The sequence below is a fragment of the Nonomuraea sp. NPDC050404 genome (assembly GCF_040655495.1).
Classification (GTDB): domain Bacteria; phylum Actinomycetota; class Actinomycetes; order Streptosporangiales; family Streptosporangiaceae; genus Nonomuraea.
Genome location: NZ_JBFAKB010000022.1, coordinates 15,123 through 39,038, shown reverse-complemented (window position 1 = coordinate 39,038; position 23,916 = coordinate 15,123). Strand labels below are relative to the sequence as shown.

The 23,916-nt window shown below is 70.6% G+C and carries 18 protein-coding genes; 11 read left to right on the top strand and 7 right to left on the bottom strand.

Going from position 1 to position 23,916, the window contains the following annotated elements:
* Positions 1 to 3 precede the first annotated feature (3 nt).
* Positions 4 to 3,411 (bottom strand): M28 family peptidase, encoded by a 3,408-nt coding sequence (locus tag AB0I81_RS44500; RefSeq protein ID WP_360670992.1) that lies wholly within the window; start codon positions 3,409 to 3,411, stop codon positions 4 to 6.
* A gap of 263 nt (positions 3,412 to 3,674) precedes the next feature.
* Here AB0I81_RS44500 and AB0I81_RS44495 point away from each other — a divergent pair, with 263 nt between their 5' ends.
* The 3 genes from AB0I81_RS44495 to AB0I81_RS44485 all read left to right on the top strand — a co-directional run bounded on the left by AB0I81_RS44495 (position 3,675) and on the right by AB0I81_RS44485 (position 8,631).
* Positions 3,675 to 6,887, top strand: coding sequence for a BTAD domain-containing putative transcriptional regulator (locus AB0I81_RS44495; RefSeq protein ID WP_360670989.1), 3,213 nt, complete (start codon positions 3,675 to 3,677; stop codon positions 6,885 to 6,887).
* Between the two features lie 78 nt (positions 6,888 to 6,965).
* Positions 6,966 to 8,108, top strand: coding sequence for an FAD-dependent monooxygenase (locus tag AB0I81_RS44490; RefSeq protein ID WP_360670986.1), 1,143 nt, complete (start codon positions 6,966 to 6,968; stop codon positions 8,106 to 8,108).
* Positions 8,109 to 8,445: 337 nt separating this feature from the next.
* Positions 8,446 to 8,631: a hypothetical protein gene (locus AB0I81_RS44485; protein ID WP_360670983.1), complete on the top strand. Its 186-nt coding sequence runs from the start codon at positions 8,446 to 8,448 to the stop codon at positions 8,629 to 8,631.
* 52 nt (positions 8,632 to 8,683) lie between these two features.
* On the opposite strand, the gene AB0I81_RS44480 is transcribed toward AB0I81_RS44485, so the two are convergent.
* Positions 8,684 to 9,781: a serine hydrolase domain-containing protein gene (locus AB0I81_RS44480; protein ID WP_360670980.1), complete on the bottom strand. Its 1,098-nt coding sequence runs from the start codon at positions 9,779 to 9,781 to the stop codon at positions 8,684 to 8,686.
* 95 nt (positions 9,782 to 9,876) lie between these two features.
* On the opposite strand from AB0I81_RS44480, the gene AB0I81_RS44475 reads away from it, so the two are divergent.
* A complete protein-coding gene (locus AB0I81_RS44475; RefSeq protein WP_360670977.1) occupies positions 9,877 to 10,503 on the top strand; it encodes a TetR/AcrR family transcriptional regulator in 627 nt (208 codons plus the stop codon).
* A 63-nt stretch (positions 10,504 to 10,566) separates the two neighbouring features.
* On the opposite strand, the gene AB0I81_RS44470 is transcribed toward AB0I81_RS44475, so the two are convergent.
* The 3 genes from AB0I81_RS44470 to AB0I81_RS44460 form a co-directional block, all read right to left on the bottom strand.
* Positions 10,567 to 10,956 (bottom strand): hypothetical protein, encoded by a 390-nt coding sequence (locus AB0I81_RS44470; protein WP_360670974.1) that lies wholly within the window; start codon positions 10,954 to 10,956, stop codon positions 10,567 to 10,569.
* A 156-nt stretch (positions 10,957 to 11,112) separates the two neighbouring features.
* Complete coding sequence (locus tag AB0I81_RS44465; protein ID WP_360670971.1) at positions 11,113 to 11,901, bottom strand: N-acetylmuramoyl-L-alanine amidase; 789 nt, start codon at positions 11,899 to 11,901, stop codon at positions 11,113 to 11,115.
* A 53-nt stretch (positions 11,902 to 11,954) separates the two neighbouring features.
* Positions 11,955 to 13,562 (bottom strand): carbamoyltransferase C-terminal domain-containing protein, encoded by a 1,608-nt coding sequence (locus AB0I81_RS44460; protein ID WP_360670969.1) that lies wholly within the window; start codon positions 13,560 to 13,562, stop codon positions 11,955 to 11,957.
* Positions 13,563 to 13,951: 389 nt separating this feature from the next.
* Here AB0I81_RS44460 and AB0I81_RS44455 point away from each other — a divergent pair, with 389 nt between their 5' ends.
* The 5 genes from AB0I81_RS44455 to AB0I81_RS44435 all read left to right on the top strand — a co-directional run bounded on the left by AB0I81_RS44455 (position 13,952) and on the right by AB0I81_RS44435 (position 18,950).
* Positions 13,952 to 14,587: a GPP34 family phosphoprotein gene (locus AB0I81_RS44455; RefSeq protein WP_360670967.1), complete on the top strand. Its 636-nt coding sequence runs from the start codon at positions 13,952 to 13,954 to the stop codon at positions 14,585 to 14,587.
* Positions 14,588 to 14,615: 28 nt separating this feature from the next.
* Positions 14,616 to 16,121 (top strand): APC family permease, encoded by a 1,506-nt coding sequence (locus AB0I81_RS44450; protein WP_360670964.1) that lies wholly within the window; start codon positions 14,616 to 14,618, stop codon positions 16,119 to 16,121.
* A gap of 17 nt (positions 16,122 to 16,138) precedes the next feature.
* Positions 16,139 to 16,810: a GNAT family N-acetyltransferase gene (locus AB0I81_RS44445; protein ID WP_360670962.1), complete on the top strand. Its 672-nt coding sequence runs from the start codon at positions 16,139 to 16,141 to the stop codon at positions 16,808 to 16,810.
* A 109-nt stretch (positions 16,811 to 16,919) separates the two neighbouring features.
* Positions 16,920 to 18,047, top strand: a complete 1,128-nt coding sequence (locus AB0I81_RS44440; RefSeq protein WP_360670960.1) for an alkaline phosphatase PhoX — start codon at positions 16,920 to 16,922, stop codon at positions 18,045 to 18,047.
* 51 nt (positions 18,048 to 18,098) lie between these two features.
* The gene (locus tag AB0I81_RS44435; protein WP_360670957.1) at positions 18,099 to 18,950 is read left to right on the top strand and encodes an SGNH/GDSL hydrolase family protein; all 852 of its coding nucleotides are present in this window, start codon (positions 18,099 to 18,101) and stop codon (positions 18,948 to 18,950) included.
* On the opposite strand, the gene AB0I81_RS44430 is transcribed toward AB0I81_RS44435, so the two are convergent.
* Positions 18,934 to 20,208 (bottom strand): helix-turn-helix domain-containing protein, encoded by a 1,275-nt coding sequence (locus AB0I81_RS44430; RefSeq protein WP_360670955.1) that lies wholly within the window; start codon positions 20,206 to 20,208, stop codon positions 18,934 to 18,936. The two genes, AB0I81_RS44435 and AB0I81_RS44430, sit on opposite strands and share 17 nt — an antisense overlap.
* A gap of 131 nt (positions 20,209 to 20,339) precedes the next feature.
* Between AB0I81_RS44430 and AB0I81_RS44425 the strand changes: the two genes are divergently transcribed.
* Positions 20,340 to 20,738, top strand: a complete 399-nt coding sequence (locus tag AB0I81_RS44425; protein ID WP_360670952.1) for a hypothetical protein — start codon at positions 20,340 to 20,342, stop codon at positions 20,736 to 20,738.
* A 29-nt stretch (positions 20,739 to 20,767) separates the two neighbouring features.
* Here the strand turns inward: AB0I81_RS44425 and AB0I81_RS44420 are convergent, their stop codons facing one another.
* On the bottom strand, positions 20,768 to 21,022 hold the full coding sequence (locus AB0I81_RS44420) for a DUF397 domain-containing protein (protein WP_360670949.1): 255 nt from the start codon (positions 21,020 to 21,022) through the stop codon (positions 20,768 to 20,770).
* A 339-nt stretch (positions 21,023 to 21,361) separates the two neighbouring features.
* Here AB0I81_RS44420 and AB0I81_RS44415 point away from each other — a divergent pair, with 339 nt between their 5' ends.
* Positions 21,362 to 23,890: a glycoside hydrolase family 9 protein gene (locus AB0I81_RS44415; RefSeq protein WP_360670946.1), complete on the top strand. Its 2,529-nt coding sequence runs from the start codon at positions 21,362 to 21,364 to the stop codon at positions 23,888 to 23,890.
* Positions 23,891 to 23,916: the final 26 nt, after the last annotated feature.

The following is a 23,916-nucleotide window of genomic DNA, read 5'->3' as shown; positions in this document are numbered from 1 at the left end:
AGGTCAGACCGTGATGCTCCACGAGTCGAGGAAGCCGGTGTCGTTGGGGTAGACGTCCTCGATGTCGAGCACCCACGTGCCGGCCGCCTGCTGGCTCACCGGGACGGAGAACGTCCTGGTGCCGTACTGGGTGCAGGTCGTGCCGCCGTAGCGGTCCACGGCGTACCAGGTGCCGTTGGGGCCGCGTACCCAGATGTCGAGGTCTTCAGCGCACGTGTGGCTGATCGTGATGGACAGCCGGACCGGGGAGGTCGCGGTGCCCGTCGCGGTGGAGACGATCGAGCTCTGGGTGTTGGTGAGGTCGCGGATCGGATAGTCGGTGGCGTTGGTGAAGGTCCTGCCGCCCGAGGTGCCCTGCACGGTCAGCGCGTACGTCGTCGTGCGCGTGGCCGTCTCGCCCGTGCCGGTCACGGTGACGGTGTAGCTGCCGGTCGGCGTGGTGGGCGCGGTCGAGATCGTCAGCGTGGCGGACCCGCCGGAGGTCACCGAGGCCGGGTTGAACGTGGCCGTGGCGCCCGCCGGAAGGCCGCTGGCGGACAGGTTCACGGTCTGGGCGGTGCCCGCCGTGGTGCTGCTGCCGATCGTGGAGGTGGCCGCCGAGCCCGCCTGTACGGTGCCGCTCGCCGGGTTCGCCGTGATCGAGAAGTCACGCGTGGGCGGGACTCCGCCGGCGGCCTGCTTCCAGATCGCGTACATCGCCGCGTCCGCCGCCCGGTCCAGCACGGTGTCGTTGATGTTGCCGGTGGTGTCGCAGGCGGCGTGGTAGCAGGGGTCGTACGCGCGCCCGGCCGTACCGCCCCACTTGGCCGCCTGCGCCGAGGTCTTGATGGCGCTGGCGCCCGCCGCGACACCCGAACTGGCGATGCCGGCGTTGCGGAAGGAGGCGTCGTCGGAACGGTTGGCGCCCTCGACGTTCTCCTCGGGCTGCAGGCTCAGCCGGTCGTAGAACTCCTTGAGGTAGGCGGCCCCGGTGGTGTTGATGTTGTTGATGAAGTAGCCGCCGTTGATGGAGCCCGTCATGTCGTAGTTGTAGTAGACCTGGATCCGCGACCGCTCGGCGGCGCTGAGCGAGGCCACGTAGTACTCCGAGCCGTTGAGCCCCTGCTCCTCGTCGGTCCACCAGCCGAACCTGACGTGCTTGGCCATCGTCGGGTTGCGCTGGGCGAGGGTGAGCGCGACTTCGAGCAGGTTCGCCGAGCCGGAGGCGTTGTCGTTGATGCCGGGCCCGGCCGCGACGCTGTCGAGGTGCGCGCCGGCCATGATGACCTGGTTCGCGTCGCCGCCCGGCCAGTCGGCGATCAGGTTCGGTCCCGAGCCGCTGCTGCAGTAGGTGGTGGTGCAGTTCTGGCGTACGACGGTGTAGCCGGCCGCGCGCAGCCTGTCCTCGATGTAGGTGACAGAACCGAGATAACCGGGCCCGGTGGACCTGCGGTTGCCGCCGTTGCCGGTCGCGATCGACTGGAACTGCGTCAGGTGCGCCTTGACGTTGTTCAGGCTGATGTCGGGCGGGTCGCCGCCGCCGGGCCCCTGTCCGACGGTCAGGGAGTAGGTGGCGGTGTGCGTGGCCGTGCCCGTTCCCGTGACGGTGATCTGGTACGTCCCCTGCGCCGTGGACGAGCCGACCGACAACCGCAACGTCGAGGAGTTGCCCGAGGTCACCGAGGCCGGACTGAAGGCGGCCGTGGTGCCGGACGGCAACCCCGACGCCGACAGGTTCACGGTCTGCGCGCTGCCCGAGGTGGTCTGCGTGTTGACCGTGGTGGTGGCCTGCTGGCCGGGCGCCGCGCTGCCGGCGGACGGGTTGAGCGAGAGCGAGAAGTCGTTGCCCGGCGTGCCGCACGCGGGCTCGCCCGACGCCGCCGCCACGCTGACCGCGCTCCAGGCCGCCTTGGTGGTGTTGCACTCGACGCTGCCCGCGCCGTACAACTCGATGACGGCCGCGACGGAGGCGGCGCGGACGTTCGTGTAGCGCCAGGACGAGGTCTTGCGGGACAGGGCGCCCATGAAGATCTTGCCGGCCTTCTGGATGCCGATGCCGGTGACCGACGAGGGGCCGCCGGAGCAGATCGGGCTGGTCGGCTTGCCGCCGCCGGGGTTGTTGCCCTCGGCCAGCAGGTAGAACCAGTGGTTCAACGGGCCGGCCGCCGCGTGCACCTCGGTGCTCGGGATCGAGGAGGACCAGCAGTTCGGGTCGCCGAGCGCGCTCGGGTTGTACATGTTGCGGATCGGACCGGAACCGGCCAGGTTGATCTCCTCGCCGACCAGGTAGTCCGGCGGGTCGCCCGGGTTGTTCGCGTAGTGCTCGGTGAGCGCGCCGAAGATGTCGCCGGTGCCCTCGTTGATGCCGCCGTTCTCGTTGCCGGAGCCCGCGCCGCCCGGGGTGGTCTGGAAGATCGCGTGCCCGTACTCGTGGGCCACGACGTCGATCGCCGTCGCCTGCTGCGTGCTGGCCGAGTTGCGGCCGAAGTTGGTGTAGCTGCCGTTCCAGTAGGCGTTGGCCTGGTTCAGCCCGACCCGGGCGGGGAAGCCGCGCCCGCTGCCGTTGATCCCGTTACGGCCCAGCCATTCGCGCAACATCTCCCACTCGCGCTGCACGCCGTAGAGGGCGTCCACGCAGGCGGTCTCCAGGTTGGTGCCCGAGCCGTTGCCCCAGACGTCGTCCGTGCCGGTGTAGACGGCGCCGTTCTGGCCGCCGCACTGGATGCCCGGCCTGGAGGTGTCCGTCATCGAGTACGAGCTGCCCGAGCCGCTGGTGCCGATCGTCACCTGGCCGTTGTAGTAGCCGGTGCCGGTGCCGGCGCGTACGAGGTCGTAGGAGTCGGCGACCTTCCCGGTACGCGCGTCCACGAACACGTGCTGGATGCTCGGCTTCCCCTCTGCCGTGCTGCCGCTGACCACGGCCTCCCAGGTCAGCCTGGGCCGCTCGCCCCAGGCCAGCACGACCAGGCGCGGCTCGGCGGTGTCGTCTACGCGCTCCAGCCTGGTCCCGGCGACCTCGGTGGCCCTCGCGGCGCTGATCGCGGGCTTCGTCGGCACGTTGCGCGGGCTCGGACCCGAGGCCGCCACCGTGTCCCTGACGTGCCCCGCCGCGTCGGTGACCACGACGGCGTCGCCGCCGACCATGGGCAGCCCTCTGTACGTGCGCTCGTACGCCACGTAGTACATGTCACTCGCGCCCGGCGTCACCGAGACCCGGCTGTAGGCCTCGTCCGGTCCCCTGGTGAGCTCGTCGAGCTGGCTGGAGACGGCCTTGTCGGCGACCGCCGCCGCGAGTGAACCGGGGTCGGCCACCGCCTGCTGGGATCTGGCGGCCCCCGGAGGGGCGGCGTGCGCGGATGACGCGGGTAACGCCACCGTCGCGGCGGTCATGGCCAGAGCGCATGACACCGCGAGTAAGGCTCTGCGTTTCACGCTGGGTGCTCCTTTCGGCGTTTCCCTGGGCCGTCGGGCGCCGGTGAGCGCGCGACGGCCGCCGCGTCACCCGGGATCGCCTGGGTTCGCCGCTGGTGTCAGGGAAATTGGGGGGTGATGGGGGGTGTCGGAAAGCGAGCGGACCGTTTCGCCTTGTTGCCGCCCGACGCTAGGCCCTCGCTCCCGGCGGGAAAATACGTATGTGCATCGGTAGGGATACCGATAATTACGTTTTGCCTGGTGGGTGCGGGACAATCGACAGCGTGCAGTTCGGCGTGCTCGGCCCGGTGACGGTCTGGTCGGCCGAGGGCGAGCCGATCGCCGTCGGCGGGCCCCGTCCGCGCGCGCTGCTGGCGATGTTGCTGCTCGACGCGGGGCGGCTGGTCAGCGTCGAACGCCTCATCGACGGCCAGTACGGCGACCGGCCGCCGGCGGGGGCGGCGAACGCCGTACAGGCCCAGGTGTCCCGGCTCAGGCGGCACCTGCCCGCCGAGCTGATCGAGTTCCACGGGGCCGGGTACCGGCTGGCGGTCGATCGGGAGTGCGTGGACGTGCACCGGTTCGAGCGGCTGTGTACGGAAGGGCGGGCCTTGCACCTGGCGGGGTGGTGGGCCCAGGCCGCCGCCGTGTTCAGGGAGGCGCTGGCGTTGTGGCGCGGCCCGGCGCTGGCGGACCTGGCCGGCGTGCCGTTCGCCGGGCCGCAGGCACAGCGGCTGGAGGAGTCGCGGCTGGCCGCCACCGAGGACCTTTACGAGATCGAGTCGATCCTGCCGGACGCCGCCCCCGAGGCCGGGCTGCGCGCGCTGGTGTCCACGCATCCCCTGCGGGAGCGGGCGCGCGGGCTGCTGATGCGGGAGCTGCGCTCGGCCGGGCGACCGGCGCAGGCGCTGGCCGTGTACGAGGAGGGGCGGCGGCTGCTGGCCGACGAACTGGGCGCGGACCCGTCGCCCGAACTGGCCACCCTGCACCTGGAGATCCTGCGTGGCGAGCAGGCCAGGCCCGGCCCGCCCGCGCCGCTGACCAGCTTCGTGGGGCGGCAGGAGGAGCTCGCCCGCCTGGCCGCCACCCTGCGCACGGCCCGCCTGGTCACCGTCGTGGGTCCTGGCGGCACGGGCAAGACCCGCCTGGCCATCGAGTCGGAGGCCGGCACGCGAGCCGGTGGCCGCGCCGAGGCGTGCTTCGTGGACCTGTCACTCGTGGACACCCCCGGGACCGGCCACCCGGAGGACACCCAGACAGAAGGGCGGATGCCGGGCGAGCGCGTGCCGGGTGGGCAGGTGGCGGGCGGGCAGGTGGCGGGCGGGCAGGTGGCGGGCGGGCAGGTGGCGCGGGCGGTGCTCGGGGTGCTCGGGGTTCGGGAGGCCGCGCTCAGGCTGTACACCGACCGAGGGCCCGATCCCGCCGACCGGCTCGTCGCCGCGCTCGCCGATCAGGAGCTCCTTCTCATCCTGGACAACTGCGAGCACGTCGTCGCCGAGGCCGCCACGCTGGCCCGCCGCCTGCTCGCGAGCTGCCCCGGCCTGACCATCCTGGCCACCAGCAGGGAGCCGCTGGGCATCACCGGCGAGCACCTGGTCCCGCTCGGCCCCCTGCCCACCCCACCGCCCGACGCGCCATACGCGCCCGGCTACCCGGCGGTCAGGCTGTTCGCCGATCGGGCGGCGGCCGTGAAGCAGGGGTTCTCGATCACACCCGGCAACCTGGAGGCGGTGCTGCGGATCTGTGCCGCGCTGGACGGGCTGCCGCTGGCGATCGAACTGGCGGCGGCGAGGGTGCGCACGTTCGGGGTGGCCGAGATCGCCGACCGGCTGACCGAGCACGGCAGGTTCCGGCTGCTGTCGCGCGGCGACCGTACGGCCGCCGCCCGGCACCAGACGCTGCACGCCGTGGTGGAGTGGAGCTGGGACCTGCTCGGAGCCGAGGAACAGGCGCTGGCCAGGCGGTTCTCGGTGTTCGCCGGGGGCGCGACCCTGGCGGCGGTCGAACGGGTGTGCGGCACGGACAGCGCCGATCAGCTCGCGGGTCTGGTTGACAAGTCGCTGGTCGAGATCGACGGCGAGCGGTACCAGATGCTCGACACCATCAGGCTGTTCTGCCTGGCACGGCTGGCCGAGGCGGGCGAGGAGGAGCGGCTGCGGCAGGCGCACGCCGCGTGGTCACTGGAGCTCGCGCAGCGCGCCCACGACCACCTCTACCAGGCCGATCAGCTGGAATGGCTGGCCCGCCTGTCCGCCGACGACGCCAACCTGCGGGCGGCGCTGCGCTGGAGCGTGCGGCACGACCGGCCGATCGCGTGGCGGCTGGTGGGGACGCTGGCCATGTACTGGTGGCTGAGCGGGCGGCGCGGCCAGGCCGTCCAGCACGCCGTGGAACTCCTCGACGCCGCCGGTTCCGAGCCACCCGCCGGGCTGGAGGAGGAGTACGTGCTGGCGGTGCTGCACGCCGTCCCCGAGGCGGGCTCGCCGCACTTTGCACGGGCGCGGCAGGCCATGGTGTCCCTCGACCGGCCGATGCGCTACCAGTTCGGCGTGGCGCTGTGGGGCATGATCATGGGACCTCCCGAGGATGCGGCGACGGCCGCGCGAGCGGGGGTGGTGCTCGGTGGCCGGCCGTGGAGCCGCGCTCTCGGACGGCTCAGCTTCGCGCTGCTCAGCCTGTTCAACGGCTCGGTGGCCGAGGCGGAGCGGGAGATGGAGGGGGTGCTGGCGGACTTCGGCGCGGTGGGCGAGCGCTGGGGCAGGTCGCAGGCGCTCGACTGGCTGGCGTTGATCGCGAGCTGGCGCGGCGACTGGGCACGCGCGATGAAGTTGTGGAAGGAGGCGCTCGGCCTGCTGGAGGAGCTGGGCGCGCTGGACGAGCTGGCGGACGTGCTGGGCCGGCGGGCCGACGCCCACTGGCGGGCCGGGAACGCCGTGGCCGCCCGCGCCGACTGCGAGCAGGCGGGTGAGCTGGAGCGGCGGCTGGGGCGTCCCGAGCCGCTGACGTCGGCGCGACTCCAACTCGGGGAGATCGCCCGTGCCGAAGGCGACCTGGCCGGGGCGGCCCAGCGGCTCGACGCGGCACTGTCCGGCTCGGCGACCCCGGCCTTCACCTCGGAAGGTACGAGGTCACGCGTCTACACTGCGCTGGGCCGGCTGGCCGAGGCGAACGGCGACGCGACCGGGGCCGCCCGTCTGCACGCCGAGGCGCTGACCGCCGCACTCGCCTCACCCTTGGCCACCGACCTCGCCTGCGTGGCAGAGGGCCTGGCCGGGCTCGCCCTTTTCGAGGCGGCGGCCGAGCGGGCGGCGGTGTTGCTCGGGGTCGCGGTGGCGTTGCGCGGCATGGCCGTGGCCGGGGATCGCGACGTCGCCGCCACCGCCACGGGCGCCACCCGCGTGCTCGGGCCCGAGGCGTTCGCGGCGGCGTACACGAGAGGCGTGGCCATGGGCACGGAGGAGGCGCTGACCTTCCTGCGCGCCACCACCAACGCATAGTCACCCGCTGACACTCCTGCGCGCCACTGTCAGCCGGTAGTCGCCGGGTTGTCAGCGGCGGTGGCGAGGCTGCGGGGCATGCGAAACCTTCACGTGCTCATCTCCGGCGCCAGCATCGCGGGCCCGGCCCTCGCCCACTGGCTGACCCACCAGGGCTGCGCCGTCACCGTCGTCGAGAAGGCGCCGGCCCTGCGCCCCGGCGGGCAGGCCGTCGACTTCAAGGGCGAGACCCAGCTGTCCGTGCTGACCCGCATGGGCATCCTGGACGACGTGCGCCGCCTGCAGACCGGCGGCACCGACCAGGAGATCGTGGACGCCGACAACCGCAGGCAGGCGGTCATCCCCGGCGAGTTCACCGGCGGCGCGCTGGAGATCCAGCGCGGCGACCTGTCCAGGATCCTGTACGAGCGCACGGCCCGGCACTGCGAGTACGTCTTCGGCGACTCGATCACCTCACTCACCGAGACCGGGAACGGCGTCCAGGTCACCTTCGAACGCGCCGCCCCGCGCACGTTCGACCTGGTCGTCGGGGCGGACGGGATCCATTCAAACGTGCGCCGCCTCGCCTTCGGCCCCGAGTCCGGCTATGTGCGCCACCTCGGCCACTACTACGCGCTGGTGGACATCGATGAAGATTTCGGCGCGGTGCCGAGGATGTACAACGAACCGGGCAGGATGGTGGCGGTGGGCGGGCCGAAGGCGCCGGCGTTCTTCGTCTTCGCCTCCGGGCCCCTCGACTACGACCGCTACGACGCCCGGCAGCAGAAGGAGATCCTGGCGCGGGCGTACGCGGGCATGGGCTGGCAGACCCCGGCGGTGATCGAGGCGGTGCGCCACTCGCGGGAGGTCTACCTCGACTCGATCAGCCAGGTCAGGATCGACCGTTACAGCCAGGGGCGGGTGGTGCTGCTGGGCGACACCGCGTACGGCAACACCCTGGGCGGGTTCGGCAGCGGGCTGGCCGTGGTGGGCGCGTACGTGCTGGCCGGCGAACTGGCGGCGGCGGGCGGCGATCACCGCGTGGCCTTCGCCGAGTACGAGCGGCTGCTCCGGCCGTACGCCAAGGTCGCCAGGAACGGCAACGCCGGCCCCTACCTCGCGCCCGCCACCCCCATGAGGATCCGGATGCGCAACTGGATGTTCAAGTACAACTTCCTGCTCGGCCTGATGATGAAGATGAGCGACAAGTACGCGAGCGACATCGACCTCAAGACCTACTGAACCTTCACCACTCCGCTCGGGCGCGCTGGGCGATGGCCGGTACGTCGGCTGGGTGGAGCGTCGCGGCGTCGTCGTCACCGTGCTGGCCAGCCGGCCGCTGGTGCCCGAACTGTCCAGGATCGTCAAGAGCACCAAGCCCCAGGCGCCACCCTGCCGTGTCTTCAGGGCGCTGACCTGCGGTTGGGCGGCCTTTTCCGGGTGCTTGGCCCGCCCTCCTCCTCCAGGCGTACGAGATTAGCGCCGCATGACCGATGCGCTCAGGGCACAAGCCTGTGCATCCTGGTGTGGACGGGCCCGGCGCGGGACTCGTTCCGGACCTGAGAGGAGTACCGAGGGTATGAACGACACGGCAGGCCGCCCGACCGTGGTCTTGGGCAACGGCGTCGTCGGCAGGGTCATGCTGGCTCATCCTTCCCGGTGCGACCTCGTGCTCGTGCTCGGCATGGACGGGACCTTGCTGAGCTGTGAGCTCGACGACATCGCATGCGTGGTCGGCGGCAAGCCGCTCTGCCGCGACGGCTGACCCAGCGGCGCACTAGCTGACCCGCCGGCGCATTAGCCGGCCCGCCGGCGCGCTAATGGGTGACGAGGTCGCCGAAGGTCGAGGCCGCCGCGAAGTCGTTGGTGAGCCGGTTCTTGGTGAGCGCGAACGCGGTGCCGGTCGCCGTGTCGGCCCAGGCCGCGCTGCCGCCCGCACCCGGCACGCCGAACACCGTCGGGCTCTGCGCGGCCGTCGAGGCGGGACCGCCGATGCCGTAGCCGAGACCCCAGGTGGCGGGGAAGCCGAAGACCTCGTCGATGCCGTCCGACACCACGGCCGTCGCCTCGCGCAACCGCTCCTGCGTGATCAGCCGCGTCCCGTCCACCTCGCCGAGCAGCGCCGCGTACATCCGCGCGATGGCCCTGGCGGAGGTCTTGCCGCCCGCGGGGATGTCGGCGGACAGGTAGTCGGGCCGGTTGCCCAGGTCCGCGTTCGGCATCAGCGACATCGGCCCCGCCTTGAACATCGGCAGGTCCGCCGGCATCTCGCCCCACTCCGACATGTCCACGGGGGCGTCCTCCAGCCTGGCCAGCCGGGCGTGCTCCCGCTCCGGCATCCCGAAGTACAACTCGTCGGCCACCCCCAGCGGCCCCGCCACCTCCTCCCGCAACACCTGCGAGATGGGCTTGCCGGTCACCCGCCGGACGATCTCGCCGACCAGGAACCCGAACGTGTAGGCGTGGTAGCCGACCTTGGTGCCCGGCTCCCACCACAACTCCGCCTCCTCCAGCGCGGCGGTCATCCTGCCCCAGTCGCAGACGTCCTCGGGCGTGGTGTCGAGCGGCACGCCGGGCACGCCCGCCGTGTGCGAGAGCACGTGCCGTACGGTGACCCCCTGCTTGCCGTGCCGCCCGAACTCCGGCCAGAGCTCGGCCACCGGCGTGTCGTATCCGAACAACCCCCGCTGGGCCAGCACGTGCGCGACCGTCGCGGTGGCGCCCTTGCCGATCGAGAAGTTGTAGAAGGGTGTGTCGGGCGTCACGGGCCTGCCGCTCTCAGGGTCGGCCACCCCGGCCACCACGTCCACGACCTGCACCCCGTCCCGATAGACGGCCACCTGGAGCCCACGCTCCTCGCCGGACTCGACGAGCCGGTCCGCCGCTTCCTGCACCTGCTTCTGAAGATCACTCATTACGCCTCCTCATTTCTGGAACTAGACGGTACAGTACTCAGATTAGTACGGAACTGTCTAGTACTCTTTCCCGGACGGCGAACGAGAGGCAGGGCATGGCAGTGGAAGAGGACGGCCGGACGGCACGCAAACGCAGGCAGATCCTGGCGGCGGCGCTGCCCGTGTTCCTGCGCAACGGCTATGTGGGCACCAGCATGGACGAGGTGGCGTCACTGGCCGCCGTGTCGAAGCAGACCGTCTACAAGCACTTCACCGACAAGGAACAGCTCTTCACCAGCATCATCATGGACACCACCGGCCAGGTGGAGGGCCTGGCCAAGATGATCACGGCCGTCCTCGGCGACAGCGACGACCTGGAGAAGGACCTCGGCGAGCTGGCCCGCCGCTTCCTGGAGCAGATCATGAGCCCCGAGGTGCTGCGGCTGCGCCGGCTGGTGATCGCCGAGGCCGATCGTTTCCCCGACCTCGGCCGCACCTGGTACGCCCAGGGCTTCGAACGCTCGCTCAGGACCATGGCCACGACCTTCGCCCGGCTGACCGAGCGCGGCCTGCTGCGCGCGGAGGACCCGGAACTGGCCGCCGAGCACTTCGTGGGCCTGCTGCTGTGGATCCCCGTCAACAAGGCCATGTACACCGGCGAGCACTACTCGAAGGCCGAACTCGACCGCCTCGCGCAGGCGGGAGCGGCGGCGTTCCTGCGCGCGTACGGCACCGGGAACTGAACGACGTCGGCCTCGCCCCCAACGGTTCGGAGGGCGAGGCCGGTGTTGCCTGGAGCGGTCAGGTCACCTGGTCACGGTGACGCAGGGAAGACCGAGCGTGCGGTACTTGCCGCCGCCCAGGTGCTGGTATCCCTGGGCGCAGAGCTTGGAGCCCACCGGGAAGTTCCGGTTCGGGTAGGTGTAGCCGATGTAGGTGCGGGTGCTGCTGAAGCTCTCGGTCTTCGTGTTCACCGCCCAGCCCGTGGCGGAGTTCCAGACCCGCCCGTGCACCGTCATGTTGGCGCTCACCATGATCTGGACTTCGACATTACGGTGGAACGTACCGTTGTCGTAGGTCTTGATGCAGGTGCTGGCGTTGCACCACCGGCCCGCGGCGGACGCGGGCTGGGTGGCGACGGCCAGCGTACCGGCGGTCATGCCCACGGTGAGCAGCGTGAGCAGAGCTTTCCGCATGAAATGTCCCTCTGATCGGAGTTGTCGGTCGCAGCGGCCACAGGTGGCCCGTGCCGAACGAGTCTGGTCTCCCGATCATCGCGCCCGACAGGCAATTGGGAGGACATTCTCCGGACATTCGTCTGGGTGAGACAGCGGTCTGGGTGAGACAGCGGTCTAGGTGAGGTAGCGCCTGAGCCCGTCGGCCAGCGCGGCGGCCATGCGCTCGCGGAACCCGCCGTCGGACATCTTCGCGGCGTCACCCTCGTTGCGCATGTTCCCGCACTCGATGAACACCGCCGGCCGCTTGGACAGGTTGAGCCCGCCCAGGTCGGTACGGGTCTGCAGGCCGTCGTCGGCGGTGTAGGTGGCGTACGGCATCCCCGTGCCGGCCCGGTAGGCGTCGCGGATGTCCCTGCCGAGCCTGCGCGACGGCTTGACCACGTCGTCGTTGTGCCCGGGCAGCAGCCCCGGCATGATCACGTGGAAGCCGTGCCCGCGCGGCGCGGCCCCGTCGCCGTGGATGGACACGACGGCGTCCGCCCTGGCCTCGTTGCCGATGGCGGCCCGCTCGGTGACGCAGGGGCCCACGCCCTTGTCGTTGGGCCTGGTGAGCACGACCTTGGCGCCCATCTTCTCCAGGATCGGCTTCATCTTCCCGGCGACGTCCCAGGTGAAGGCGTGCTCCGGATAGCCGTCGTCGGTCTCGGTGCCGGTGGTGTTGCAGGGCTTGCGGCCGGTGATGACGTCGACCTGGCGGTTGATCTCCTTGGGGTGCGAGGCGTTGCCGCCGTTGTGCCCCGGGTCGATCACCACGGTCTTGCCCGCCAGCGGCCGGGCGGTGGGCGACTGGGTGGCCGTGGGTGAGACCAGCTTCTGTGCGACGGGCGCCGCCTCGCCGCCGCATCCGGCGGCCAGCACCGCCAGCGTGGCCAGTGCCAGCGGTCCGGCTCGGTAGGCGCGCATGGCACCGACCGTACCGGGAGCGGAGCGCGAATCCCAAGACCCCTGCTGACCTGCTATTTCGTGTCGCCGGGCAGGGGCGGTTCCACCTCCTTGCGGATCAGGTACGGCGGCATCGCCAGCGCGTGCAGACCGGTCCTGCGGAGCGTCTCGATCGACTGCTCCGGCGTCTCCGTCAGCGGCTCCCCCGGGCCGTGCAGCGAGGTGTTGATCAGCACCGGCGTGCCCGTGCGCTCGTGCCATCTGGTCAGCAGGGCGTGCAGGAACGGGGTGCCGTCCCGTTCGGCCGTCTGCGGTCTGGCCGTGCCGTCCACGTGCGTGATCCCGGGCAGCAGGTCGCGGTGTTCCGGGCGGACGGCGGCGGCGTACTGCATGAAGGGGGCCGGGCGGTCCAGCTCGAAGAGCCGCCCGGCGTGGCCGGCCAGCACCACGCAGGACAGGGGGCGGAACCACTCGCGGCCCTTGACCTGGAAGTTGAGGTGGTCCTGGAGGTCGGGGTTGCGCGGGTCGCCGAGGATGCTGCGGTTGCCCAGCGCCCTGGGGCCCGACTCGCTGCGGCCCTGGTGCAGGCCCACGACGCGGCCGGTGGCCAGCAGCTCGGCCAGCTCGCCGATCAGGTCGTCGGGACGTTCCGCGTACAGGCCGTCGGGCAGGCCGCGCACGGCGGCCTCGATCCCGCTCGGGTCGGGGTGGGGGCCGAGGAAGTCGACGGTCCAGCGGAAGCGGCTGTCCACGCCGAGGCAGGCGATGAGCCCGTACAGGGCGCAGCCGATGGCCGTGCCGCCGTCGTGCGGGGCGGGCGGGACGAACACCTCGCGGAAGGGGCTCTCGCGGATGAGCCGGCCGTTGGCCGAGCAGTTCAGCGCGGTGCCGCCGGCGAAGGCCAGCGCGTCCAGGCCGGTCCTGGCGTGCAGCCACTCGGCCAGCTTCGCCAGGGCCCGCTCGAAGGCGCGCTGGCCGGCGGCGGCCAGGTTCGCGGCGCGGCGGAAGTCCTCGCCGCCCGGCTCGTAGACGTAGGCGTCCAGGCGGCCGAACGTGGCCATCCAGGCGGGCGGGATGTGCACCTCATGTCCGCGTACGTCGAGGTCCGGCAGGCCGAGCGCGTCCGGGTCGCCGAACGCCGCCAGGCCCATCACCTTGTCCTCGCCGCGCTCGTTCTCCGGCCACAACGACTTGGTCAGCAGCGTGTAGAAGCAGCCGAGACCGGCGGGCCTGGCCCAGTCGCCGTTCCACAGCTGCTTGGCCAGGCACTCGATCCGCCCGCGCGCGCACCGGTAGAAGGAGGCCACCTCCAGCAGGTCGCTGCCCGTGCCCGGCGGCAGCTCGACCTCCTCGGTGAAGTCCCCGGCCCGGCTGCCCTGCGTGTCGATCACAAGCCCCGCCGCCTCCTCGAACGGCGAGGGGTAGAAGGCGCTGTAGAGGTGGGACAGGTGGTGTGAGACCAGCACGATCGGGGCGCCCTCCTTGAGGGAGAGCGTCTTGCGGACCTCTTCCTGGTACGCGCCCGCGTGCTCGATGTCGGTGTCGCAGGAGTAGCCCTCCACGACCAGGTCAACCGGCTCCTTCAGCAGCGGCATGGTGGGCAGGTAGCGGTCGGGCAGGTCCCCGAGACGGCCCCAGTGGTGCTTGTGGCGGCTGATGCGTTCCTTTTGCAGGCTGTACATGCCCGACTCGCCCTTCGCGACGGCGATGGAACCATCCTGGGTGCGATTTATACCGACAACAATGGGAAAGTCCGCCATCTCGCTGCCTTCCTGATCGTGATCAGGGGCACCGATACCCCAGGTCAGAACAAGTGGATCTCCCAACCGCGTAAGGGACACGTCAGCCCTCTGCGGGCTTCCCGCCCACGACCGCGCGGTTGATCGCCGTTTACCCGACAAACATGGATAAATCAGCTTATTGAGCATTAATGCATCACCTGCCGAAAGTTGCAGGCAAATGGGTCTTCCCGGCGGAAGATCTGCTTGATAGATATTTCGGCTGGCGGCTTCCGGATGCGGGCCGAAAGCCGGTTATCCTTTTATGGCGATAGTGAGCGGACCGAATCAAGGTGTTAGCCGATGATTTCTTCCTGGTCTCGTGGGACACGACCGGCTCGGGCAAACCCCGTCTGCACCTGCAAGGGATCGCGCTGGGCCTGGCCGGAGCGCTGATCGGAGAGCTGGTGCTGAGCCGGCGGGTCACCGTGCGGGGTGTACGGCTCGACATGGTGGACGGGCGAGCCGTGCAGGAAAGCGTGGCCGACAGGGTGCTGGCAGACCTCGGGAATTCGCCGCACCATACCGACGTGCGTACGTGGCTGGCTTATCTCGCACAACGCTCCATCGAAGAGGTGAGCGGGCGACTGGTGAACGCCGGACTGCTCGTCCGCGAAAACCCGAAAATTCTCAGACGCAAACAATCGCGTTTCTTCTCCACCGACTTCAGCCGTGCCATGTGGCCCATGACGCGGCTGCGGCTGGCGCTGACCCAGTGCAGGCCGCTGTCGCCGCAGGACATGGCGCTGGCCACGCTCATGGACGCGTGCGACCTGACCGACATCGTGCTCGACGACCCGGCCGGCCGCCGGGCCGTCCGCCGCTACCTGACCACCCTGTTCGCCGCCATGCCCCAGCCGCTGAGCGACCTGAGCCGTCAGGTGCACGCGGCCGTCGGCGACGCCGTACTGACCTACCACCGCAGGTGAAAGCCCTCCGCAACCCCCGGGAAAGATCATGACACGTCCCACTCCGACCGGCGCCGGGCCCGACCCGGTCGCCGGCGCGCTGGCCGCGAACCGGCTCGGCGCGCCCTCGGTCGTCTACTTCGTCCTGTCCGCCGCCGCGCCGCTCACCGTCGTGGCCGGGGTCGTGACCACCGGTTACGCCGTCACCGGGATCACCGGGCTGCCGATCGCCTTCCTGGTGGTGGGCGTGGTGTTGTCGGTGTTCGCGGTCGGGTACGTGGCGATGGCCCGCCACATGGCCAACGCCGGGGCGTTCTACACCTACATCAGCCGGGGGCTCGGCCGTCCCGCGGGCATCGGGGCGGCCTGGGTGGCGCTCATCGCGTACAACACGCTGCAGGTCGCGCTCTACGGCGCCTTCGGGGTGGCGACCGCGCCGCTGCTCGAAGGGTGGCTGGGCATCACGCCCGCCTGGTGGGCCGTCTCGCTGGTCGCCTGGGTGCTGGTGGCGCTGCTCGGCGTGACGCGGGTGGACGTCAACGGCCGCCTGCTGGCCGTGCTGCTGACCGCCGAGGTGGCGGTCATCCTGCTGTTCGACCTGGCCGACCTGATCAACCCGGCCGCCTCGGGCTACTCCGTGGAGACGCTGTCGCCGTCGGCGTTGTTCGTGCCAGGCGTGGGGGCTCTGCTGGTGCTGGCGACGCTGGGGTTCGTCGGGTTCGAGTCGTCGGTGGTGTTCTCCGAGGAGAGCAAGGAGCCGCGGCGCACGGTGCCGATCGCGACGTACTCGTCCGTGGCGATCATCGCCTTCGTGTACGCGCTGTCGTCCTGGGCCATGACGGTCGCCACGGGCCCGGAGAACATCGTGGCCGTCGCGCAGCGCGACCAGGCCGACACCATCTTCGTGCTGGCCGAGGCGCACCTGGGGCCGGTCGTGGTGGACATCGCCAGGGTGCTCTTCGCCACCAGCGTGTTCGCCGCCATGATCTCCTTCCACAACACCACCTCCCGCTACTTCTTCGCGCTCGGCCGGGAACGCGTGCTGCCGTCGATCTTCGGCCGTACGGCGGCGCGCAGCGGCGCCCCCAAGGCGGGCTCGATCGCGCAGAGCACAATCGGCCTGGTCACGATCGTGTTGTACGCGGTGCTCGGCCTCGACCCGCTGGTGCAGCTGTTCTTCTACGGCGGCTCCTTCGGCGGGCTCGGCGTGCTGCTGCTGATCTTCGTGACCGCGGTCTCGATCATCGTCTTCTTCGCCCGCAGGCCCGCCGGCGAGACCCTCTACCGCCGGTTGATCGCGCCCGTCCCCGCCGCAATCGCGCTGGCGATCATGGTGTGGTTCGCGCTGGACAACTTCTGGGCGCTGCTCGGCGTGCCTGAGGGCGACGCGCTCGCCTGGGTGCTGCCCGCCGTCTACGGGATCGCCGCCGTACTCGGGGTCGTGTGGGCTCTGGTACTGCGCGCCGGGCAGCCCGCCGTCTACGCTGCTGTGGGGATGGGCGCCAAGGCGGCCGTCGCCGCGGACACCGGGCACACTGCCAAGCACGGAGCATGACCCACGGGAGGAGACTCATGGGGGACACGTTCGAGGCGCGGCCGACCGGCCGGGAAGCGCCCTTCGGGCCCTGGCCGGCACTCGACCGCACAGCGGGAGACACCTTCGCGTTACGCCCGGTGATCCGCCAGGCCACGCCCGACGACGCGGGGCAGGTCTCCGAGCTCATCGCGACCGCGTTCGCCGGGCTGAGGGCGGTGTCGTACCTGGTGCCCGAGCGCAGGCAGCGGCACCGGATCATGTCGGCCAATTTCCGGATCTTCGTCGACCACGCGCTCGAACACGGTGAGGTCCACCTGATCGACGGCGGCCCGGCGGTCGCGGTGTGGCTGCCGAACCTCACGCCGCTGCCGCCGCCGCACGACTACGACCGGCGGCTGGCCGAGGCCACGGGCGAGTTCGTGGCACGGTTCCGCCTGATGGACGAGCTGTTCGACAAGATCCATCCCCGGCAGCCGCATCACTATCTGGCCTTCCTCGCGGTGCACCCCGACCGGCAGAACCAGGGGCTGGGCACGGCGCTGCTGCACTACCAGCACGCGCGGCTGGGCGGGCTGCCCGCGTACCTGGAGGCCAGCGATCCGCGCAACCGGGACCTGTACCTGCGGCACGGCTACCAGTCGTGGCAGCCGCTCACGCTGCCGGACGGAGCGCTGTTCTGGCCGATGTGGCGGCCCGGCACTTTGTGAGGCGTCACATATTTGACCGCTCATCTTTACTGTCCAGTCCAGTTCACAGAAGAGCGGCCATGGCTCATCGTTTGTCTGCGAATCGAACCGCGACCAATGGAGAGCCACCATGCGCCGTCGTACGTTCCTCACAGTCGTGCCCGCAGCGGCGGCGTTCTCGGGGGCGGTGTGGTCCGAGGCCGCGGCGGCATCGGTGTCGGCCGGGGCGAGCCCGTACGGGCCGCTCGGCGCGCCCGACGCCAACGGCATGGCGTTACCGTCGGGGTTCACCGGCCGCGTCGTGGCAAGGACGGGGCAGAGCGTCGGCGGTACGCTCTGGCATCCGGCCCCCGACGGTGGCGCCTGCTTCGCCGATGGCACCGGCTGGATCTACGTGTCCAACTCCGAGGTGCCGCTGGTCGGCGGGGCCTCGGCGATCAGGTTCAGGGCGGACGGGTCGGTCGTGCGCGCGTACCGGATCCTGAGCGGCACCAACCTCAACTGCGCGGGCGGCGCGACCCCCTGGAACACCTGGTTGTCGTGCGAGGAGATCTTCCGCGGCCGGGTGTACGAGACCGATCCGTACGGCGCCCGCTCGGCCCAGCCCCGTCCCGCCATGGGCCGCTTCAAGCACGAGGCCGCCGCCTGCGACCCCGACCGCCGGGTCATCTACCTGACCGAGGACGAGACCGACGGCTGCTTCTACCGCTTCACCCCCACGACCTGGGGTGACCTGGCCGGCGGCCGGCTCGACGTGTTGTGCGGGCTCGGCGGCGACAACGTGGAGTGGCGTCAGGTCCCCAATCCGACGCCGGGCGTGCTGGAGCGCCAGACCAGGCATCAGGTCTCGGCCGCCAGGCACTTCAACGGTGGCGAGGGTTGTCACTACGCCGCCGGCGTCTGTTACTTCACCGCGAAGGGCGACCGCAAGGTCTGGGCGTACGACACGGCTCGCCAGACCGTGACCGCGATCTACGACGGCACGGGCACGCTCAACGGCGTGGACAACATCACCGGCCTGCGCAGCGACCTCTACGTTGCCGAGGACGGCGGCAACATGGAGATCAACATCATCACGCCCGACGGCGTGGTGGCCCCGATCATGCGCCTCGACGGCCAGTCCAGATCGGAGATCACCGGACCCGCCTTCTCCCCCGACGGCAGCCGGCTCTACTTCTCCTCCCAGCGCGGCACCAGCGGCGAATCCGCGGGCACCGGAGGCATCACGTACGAGGTGACCGGCCCCTTCCGCCGCTGAACCGACGACTTCCGCACCCCCCATCTCGCTACGCCGGAAGGAGTCCCCCTCATGGCACGACGGACGCTCACCCTGCTCGCCGCGCTCTGGCTCATCCTGAGTCTCGCGCCTCCCGCCCACGCGGCCCAGGCCGAGGTGTACGTCGCACTCGGCGACTCGGCCGCCGCGGGCCCCCTGGTGCCCAACCAGGTCCACCTCGGCTGCCTGCGCTCCGACCGCAACTACCCGCACCTGACCGCCCAGGCCATCGGCGCGTCCGTATTACGCGACGTGACCTGCTCAGGGGCTGAGACCGAGGACATGTACGAGCCCCAGGGCACCGAACTCGGCGACGTGGCACCCCAACTCGACGCCCTCACCCAGGACACGACCCTGGTCACCGTGCAGATCGGCGCGAACGACGTCGGCCTGACCGACTTCATCGAGGACTGCCTGAACATCCTGCCCCCGCCCATCGGCGACGCCTGCAACGACGACTACAACGTCGGCGGCCAGGACAAGTGGCGGGTGGACACCGACAACCTGCGCCCCACCCTGACGACCCTGGTCTCCGACATCCGCGCCCGCGCCCCGCAGGCCCGCATCTTCATGGTCGGCTACGCCACGTACGCCCGCCAGAACGGCTGCTACCCCCGCGTCCCGATCATCCGCGCGGACGCCAACTACATCAGGGCGACCCTGCAGTACTTCAACCAGATGCTGGCCGAACAGGCCGCCGCGGCCGGGATCGGCTTCATCGACCTGCAGACGCCGAGCGTCGGCCACGACCCGTGCGCCTCATCCGGCGACCGCTGGATCGAGCCCTACGTCCCCACCTCACCGGCCGCCCCCTTCCACCCGAACGCCCGCGGCATGCGCGGCTTCGCCACGGCGGTAACAGCCGCCGTCACCGATTCCCGGTGAGCCTCTTCCCGCTGGCCTCCTTTTCCCCGCTCCCCGTTTCCCCGAACCCCTTTTCGCTGAACCTCCGAGCGGCCAGAGCGGCGCCGATCCGCTGCAGATGAGCCGGATCCATCGGATCCAGCCCGGTCAGGCTGACGACCCTCCGCAGCCGGTAGTCGACGGTGTTCGGATGCACGTGCAGCAGCTCTGCCGTGCGCCGCCGATCAAGCCCGGTGTCCAGGTACGCCGTCAGCGTACGCAGCAGGTCGGGGTTGTCGAGCAGCGGATCGAGCAACCCCGCCAGCAGCCCCATGGCCTCACTCGACCGGGTGAGCTGATATTCGAGCAACACATCGGCCAGCCGATAGGCGCCCGGCGGCTGCCCGAAGGTCCGTACCACCTCCAGCACCTCCTCCACCAGCCGCGCCGCCGCCGGCACTCCCTGCGGCGGCGCGCACTCGACGGCCAGCCACACCTCCGCCCCCGCCGCCTTCCCCACCACCCGCGCCAGTTCACCCGCCTCTGGCTCGGCCTCCCGGACCGGAACCAGCACGATCCCACCCGTCGCGTCGAACGCGTCCAGCACCGGCTCCCCCACGTGCCGCCGCAACGCCGCCCTGATCCGGTGCGACTTCCGCCGCCCCGCGACACCCCCGCCCGCCTCCACCTCATCCGGATGCCGCCCGGCCCCCACGGCCACCACCAGATACCTCGGCGCCAGCCGCACCCCCGCCAGCGCCGCCCGATCCCCGCCGAGCAGCGCGGAGACGGTGGCATGCATGGCGTGCTGCTCCAGACTGAGCAGGCTCTCCCGCTCCTCCAGGTAGCCCGTGGAAACGGCGGCCGTGGCGGCCTCCATGTACAGCAGGATGACCCGATTGGCCGCCAGCACGTCATCGAGATCGCCGGGCCCGGCCCGCTCGAACAACCGCTCACACACCAGCCGCGCCCCCAGATGGTAGGCCGCCAGCAGCGCCTCCAACGGCACCCCCTCCTGCGCCCGCCGCGCCGCCGACTCCCTCAGAGGCGTCAGGTCGTGTCTGGCGGGCGGGCTGCCGTCACGGAAGACGCGGGAGATCAGGCGCAGGTTGTGCTCGGTGATGGCGGTGATGTCGCCGTCCAGCTCCTCCTGCGGTAATCGGCGGTAGACGGGGATCTGCTCGGCGAAACCGCGTACGAGCTGTCTGGCCAGCTTGGGGATCTGGCGGTCGAGCAACTCGTGCAGGGGGCACCCGGCCAGGGTGAGGGCGCGTACCACGCTCGAACCCTCCCAGATCACCGCGTATCGGTGAAGACCACCGGGCTAGATTGGATGAAGATCCAACTCATGAGAGGACCGCCATGCCTCGCTTGCTCGTACGCATCGGCTTGACCGTTGGCCTCGTGCTCGCCTCAACCACGTTCTTGACCTTGCCCGCTTCGGCCCACACCCTGCACGAAGCCGTTGTCTCGTCGCAAGGGTGCGGTTGGCCGAACGGTTCCTACAAGACCCTCACCAGGGAGGACCTCTGGGACGACCGGAACAACATGCCCCTGGGCGAGGTCTATGTGCTGTGGAGCGGCACCTACCAGGAGAACTGCGTGCTCACCTTGAGGGTCGGCCGAGCCGACGGCGTCGCCAGCTACACGGAGGCCGTCCTGGAACGCCAGGGCAGATCAACCATCAGAGACGAGGGCAACTACGCCCACTTCGCGGCGGCCAGCGGTTCGGCGGCCGGCACGTGCATCAGGTGGACAGGCTCGATCAAGGCGATCTACGGCGGCGGAATCATCGGCACCACCAGCACCCAGTGGCGGTACTGCGACTAACTGGAGACCGCCATGGCCGAGTGCCGCGCTCAGTCCGAGCGCATGTCGGCCAGCAGGTCGTCGAAGTCGCCGTCCTTCGCTGACAAGACGAACGCCGCAAGCTCACCCTTGTCGAAGGCCAGTACGGAGCCCTCAGGGTTCTTCGAGTCGCGGAAAAGGATCAGCCGTCCGTGCTTGTGCAGGTCAGTCTCTTCCGGGATATCAACCGCGACGACGGCCGGCCGGGCCGCATGGTCTGGTTCGACGTCGCCTTCGTACCGCCGCAGCGCGCGCAACCAGAACACCGGGGCGTCTCAGCATGACCGGCGCGTGCGGGTTTCCGGGCTGGGAGATCATGGAGGGTGCCGGAGGCGGGTACATCGCGTACCGCACCGTGCTGGTTCCTGTCGGCAACGGGCTCTCCAACGTACGTTGCGGCGCGACGATGGTCGAACTGTTCGAGCATCTGGAGCAGGAACTCCGAGGCGAAGCCCGGCCACACCGGTTACAGAGGTAACAGGTGTGAAAGTTTCACGTTCTTCGGAGGGGAGCTGGGCGGAACCGTTGACGGGGTGGCGGCAGGAAAGGAGGATCGGGTTCCGCGCTGTTTTGGGAGCGCTCCCAACTCCCCGCTAAGGACCTCCATGACTCGACGCCGGGCCGCGTTATCGGCCCTTCTCACCGTGGTCGCCCTGTCCCTCGCCCCGGTGGCGCACGCCGCCGACGAGGGTCCCGAGCAGATCGTGAACGGCACCTTCGACTCCGGCACCGCCCCCTGGTGGAGCACCGCCAACCTCACCCCGGCCGTGGACGAGGGCCGGTACTGCGCCGACATCCCCGGCGGCACCGCCAACCCGTGGGACGTCATCATCGGCCAGAACGACCTTCCGCTGGTGGCCGGCGAGACCTACGCCTACAGGTTCACCGCCACCGCGAGCCCGGCCAAGGTCGGCAAGGCGCTGATCCAGCTTCCGGTGGACCCGTGGACGCAGTACTTCGCCGCCAACCCCGAGCTGAGCGTCTCGGGCAACTCCTACTCCTACACCTTCACCGCCCCGGTGTCGCTGCCGAACGCGCAGGTCGTCTTCCAGTTGGGTGGTAGCGCCGAGCCTTGGAGGTTCTGCATGGACGACGTGTCGCTCAAGGGCGGCGCCGAGCCCGAAGAGTACGAGCCGGACACCGGCCCCCGGGTGCGCGTGAACATGGTCGGCTACCTCCCGGCGGGACCCAAGAAGGCCACGGTGGTGACGGAGGCGACCGAGCCGCTGGCCTGGGAGCTGAAGAACGCCGACAAGGAGACCGTGGCGGAGGGGCAGACCGTCCCCAGGGGTGTGGACGGCAGTTCGGGACAGAACGTGCACACCCTGGACTTCGGCGGCTACCGCGAGCCGGGCAAGGAGTACACGCTGACGGCGGACGGTGAGACGAGCCGGCCGTTCGACATCGCCGCCGACCTGTACGAGCAGCTCCCTGTGGACGCGCTGAAGTTCTACTACACCCAGCGCAGCGGCATCGAGATCCGCGACGACCTGCGGCCCGGCTACGGCAGGCCGGCCGGGCACGTCGGCGTGGCGCCGAACCAGGGTGACGTGGAGGTGCCGTGCCAGCCGGGCGTCTGCGACTACACGCTGAACGTCAAGGGCGGCTGGTACGACGCCGGCGACCACGGCAAGTACGTCGTCAACGGCGGCATCTCGGTCCACCAGCTCATGTCCGCCTACGAGCGCGACAAGGCCGCCTTCACCGACGGCCAGCTCGCGATCCCCGAGAGCGGCAACGGCCGGCCGGACATCCTGGACGAGGCCCGCTGGGAGCAGGAGTTCCTGCTGAGCATGCAGGTGCCGGACGGCAAGCCGTACGAGGGCATGGCCCACCACAAGATCCACGACCAGAGCTGGACCGGCCTGCCCCTGATGCCGCACCTGGACCCGCAGCTCAGAGAGCTGCACCCGCCGTCCACGGCCGCCACGCTGAACCTGGCCGCGACGGCCGCGCAGGCGGCCCGCCTGTACGCCCCGTACGACGCCGCGTTCGCCGCCAGGAACCTCAAGGCCGCGCGCAAGGCGTGGGCGGCGGCCAAGGCGAACCCGGCCAGGCTGGCCGACCCGAACGACGGCGTCGGCGGCGGCTCCTACAGCGACGGCGACGTGAGCGACGAGTTCTACTGGGCGGCGGCCGAGCTGTACATCACGACGGGCGAGAAGGAGTTCGGTGACTTCGTGCTGGCCTCGCCGCACCACGCCGGCGACATCTGGCGCGAGCGCGGCTTCGACTGGGGCAACACCGCCCAGCTCGGCCGCCTGCAACTGGCGACCGTGCCCAACGCGCTGCCGGACCGGGCGCGGGTGCGGCAGTCGGTGGTGGAAGGGGCGGAGAAGTACCTCGCCGTCCAGAAACAGCATCCGTACGGGCTGCCGTACAACCCGCCCGACTTCGACTGGGGCTCCAACAACCTGATCCTGAACAACATGGTCGTCATGGCGACGGCCTACGACCTGACCGGCCAGGAGAAGTACCGCGCGGCCGTACGCGAGGGCATGGACTACATCCTGGGCCGCAACGCGCTCAACCAGTCCTACGTCACCGGCTACGGCGAGGTGGCCTCGAAGAACCAGCACAGCCGCTGGTACGCCCGCCAGCTCGACCCCGAGCTGCCCAACCCGCCGCGCGGCACGCTGTCGGGCGGCCCGAACTCCGCCATCCAGGACCCGCTCGCGCAGCGGCTGCTGCAGGGCTGCGAGCCGCAGTTCTGCTACATCGACGACATCGAGTCGTGGGCCACGAACGAGCTGACCATCAACTGGAACGCCCCGCTGGCCTGGGTCTCGGCGTTCCTGGCCGATGACGGCGGGCGCTCGGACTGCCGGGTGCGCTACTCGGCGCACGGCGCGTGGCCGGGCGGGTTCACCGCGCAGGTCGTGATCGAGAACACCGGGAAGAAGGCCGTGGACGGCTGGAGCCTGCGCTGGTCGTTCCTGAGCGGCCAGCGGGCCGGGCACGCCTGGGGCGCGGCGCTGACGCAGTCCGGGGCGGTGGTGACGGCCAAGGGGCTGGGCTGGAACGGCAAGATCAAGCCGGGACAGAAGGTGACGTTCGGCTTCAACGGCACGAACTCCGCCGGCCCCAACCCGGTGCCCGAGGTGTTCCATCTCAACGGCGCACGCTGCAAGTAGACGGGCGGTGCCCCTGGGCGTTGCGG

What these genes read in the sequence shown, in the direction of transcription:
- AB0I81_RS44435 (WP_360670957.1), top strand. Translation starts at nt 18,099, where the DNA reads ATGGCACGACGGACGCTCACCCTGCTCGCCGCGCTCTGGCTCATCCTG.
- AB0I81_RS44450 (WP_360670964.1), top strand. Translation starts at nt 14,616, where the DNA reads ATGACACGTCCCACTCCGACCGGCGCCGGGCCCGACCCGGTCGCCGGC.
- AB0I81_RS44490 (WP_360670986.1), top strand. Translation starts at nt 6,966, where the DNA reads ATGCGAAACCTTCACGTGCTCATCTCCGGCGCCAGCATCGCGGGCCCG.
- AB0I81_RS44465 (WP_360670971.1), bottom strand. Translation starts at nt 11,901, where the DNA reads ATGCGCGCCTACCGAGCCGGACCGCTGGCACTGGCCACGCTGGCGGTG.
- AB0I81_RS44475 (WP_360670977.1), top strand. Translation starts at nt 9,877, where the DNA reads ATGGCAGTGGAAGAGGACGGCCGGACGGCACGCAAACGCAGGCAGATC.
- AB0I81_RS44470 (WP_360670974.1), bottom strand. Translation starts at nt 10,956, where the DNA reads ATGCGGAAAGCTCTGCTCACGCTGCTCACCGTGGGCATGACCGCCGGT.
- AB0I81_RS44415 (WP_360670946.1), top strand. Translation starts at nt 21,362, where the DNA reads ATGACTCGACGCCGGGCCGCGTTATCGGCCCTTCTCACCGTGGTCGCC.
- AB0I81_RS44440 (WP_360670960.1), top strand. Translation starts at nt 16,920, where the DNA reads ATGCGCCGTCGTACGTTCCTCACAGTCGTGCCCGCAGCGGCGGCGTTC.
- AB0I81_RS44445 (WP_360670962.1), top strand. Translation starts at nt 16,139, where the DNA reads ATGGGGGACACGTTCGAGGCGCGGCCGACCGGCCGGGAAGCGCCCTTC.
- AB0I81_RS44460 (WP_360670969.1), bottom strand. Translation starts at nt 13,562, where the DNA reads ATGTACAGCCTGCAAAAGGAACGCATCAGCCGCCACAAGCACCACTGG.
- AB0I81_RS44480 (WP_360670980.1), bottom strand. Translation starts at nt 9,781, where the DNA reads ATGAGTGATCTTCAGAAGCAGGTGCAGGAAGCGGCGGACCGGCTCGTC.
- AB0I81_RS44485 (WP_360670983.1), top strand. Translation starts at nt 8,446, where the DNA reads ATGAACGACACGGCAGGCCGCCCGACCGTGGTCTTGGGCAACGGCGTC.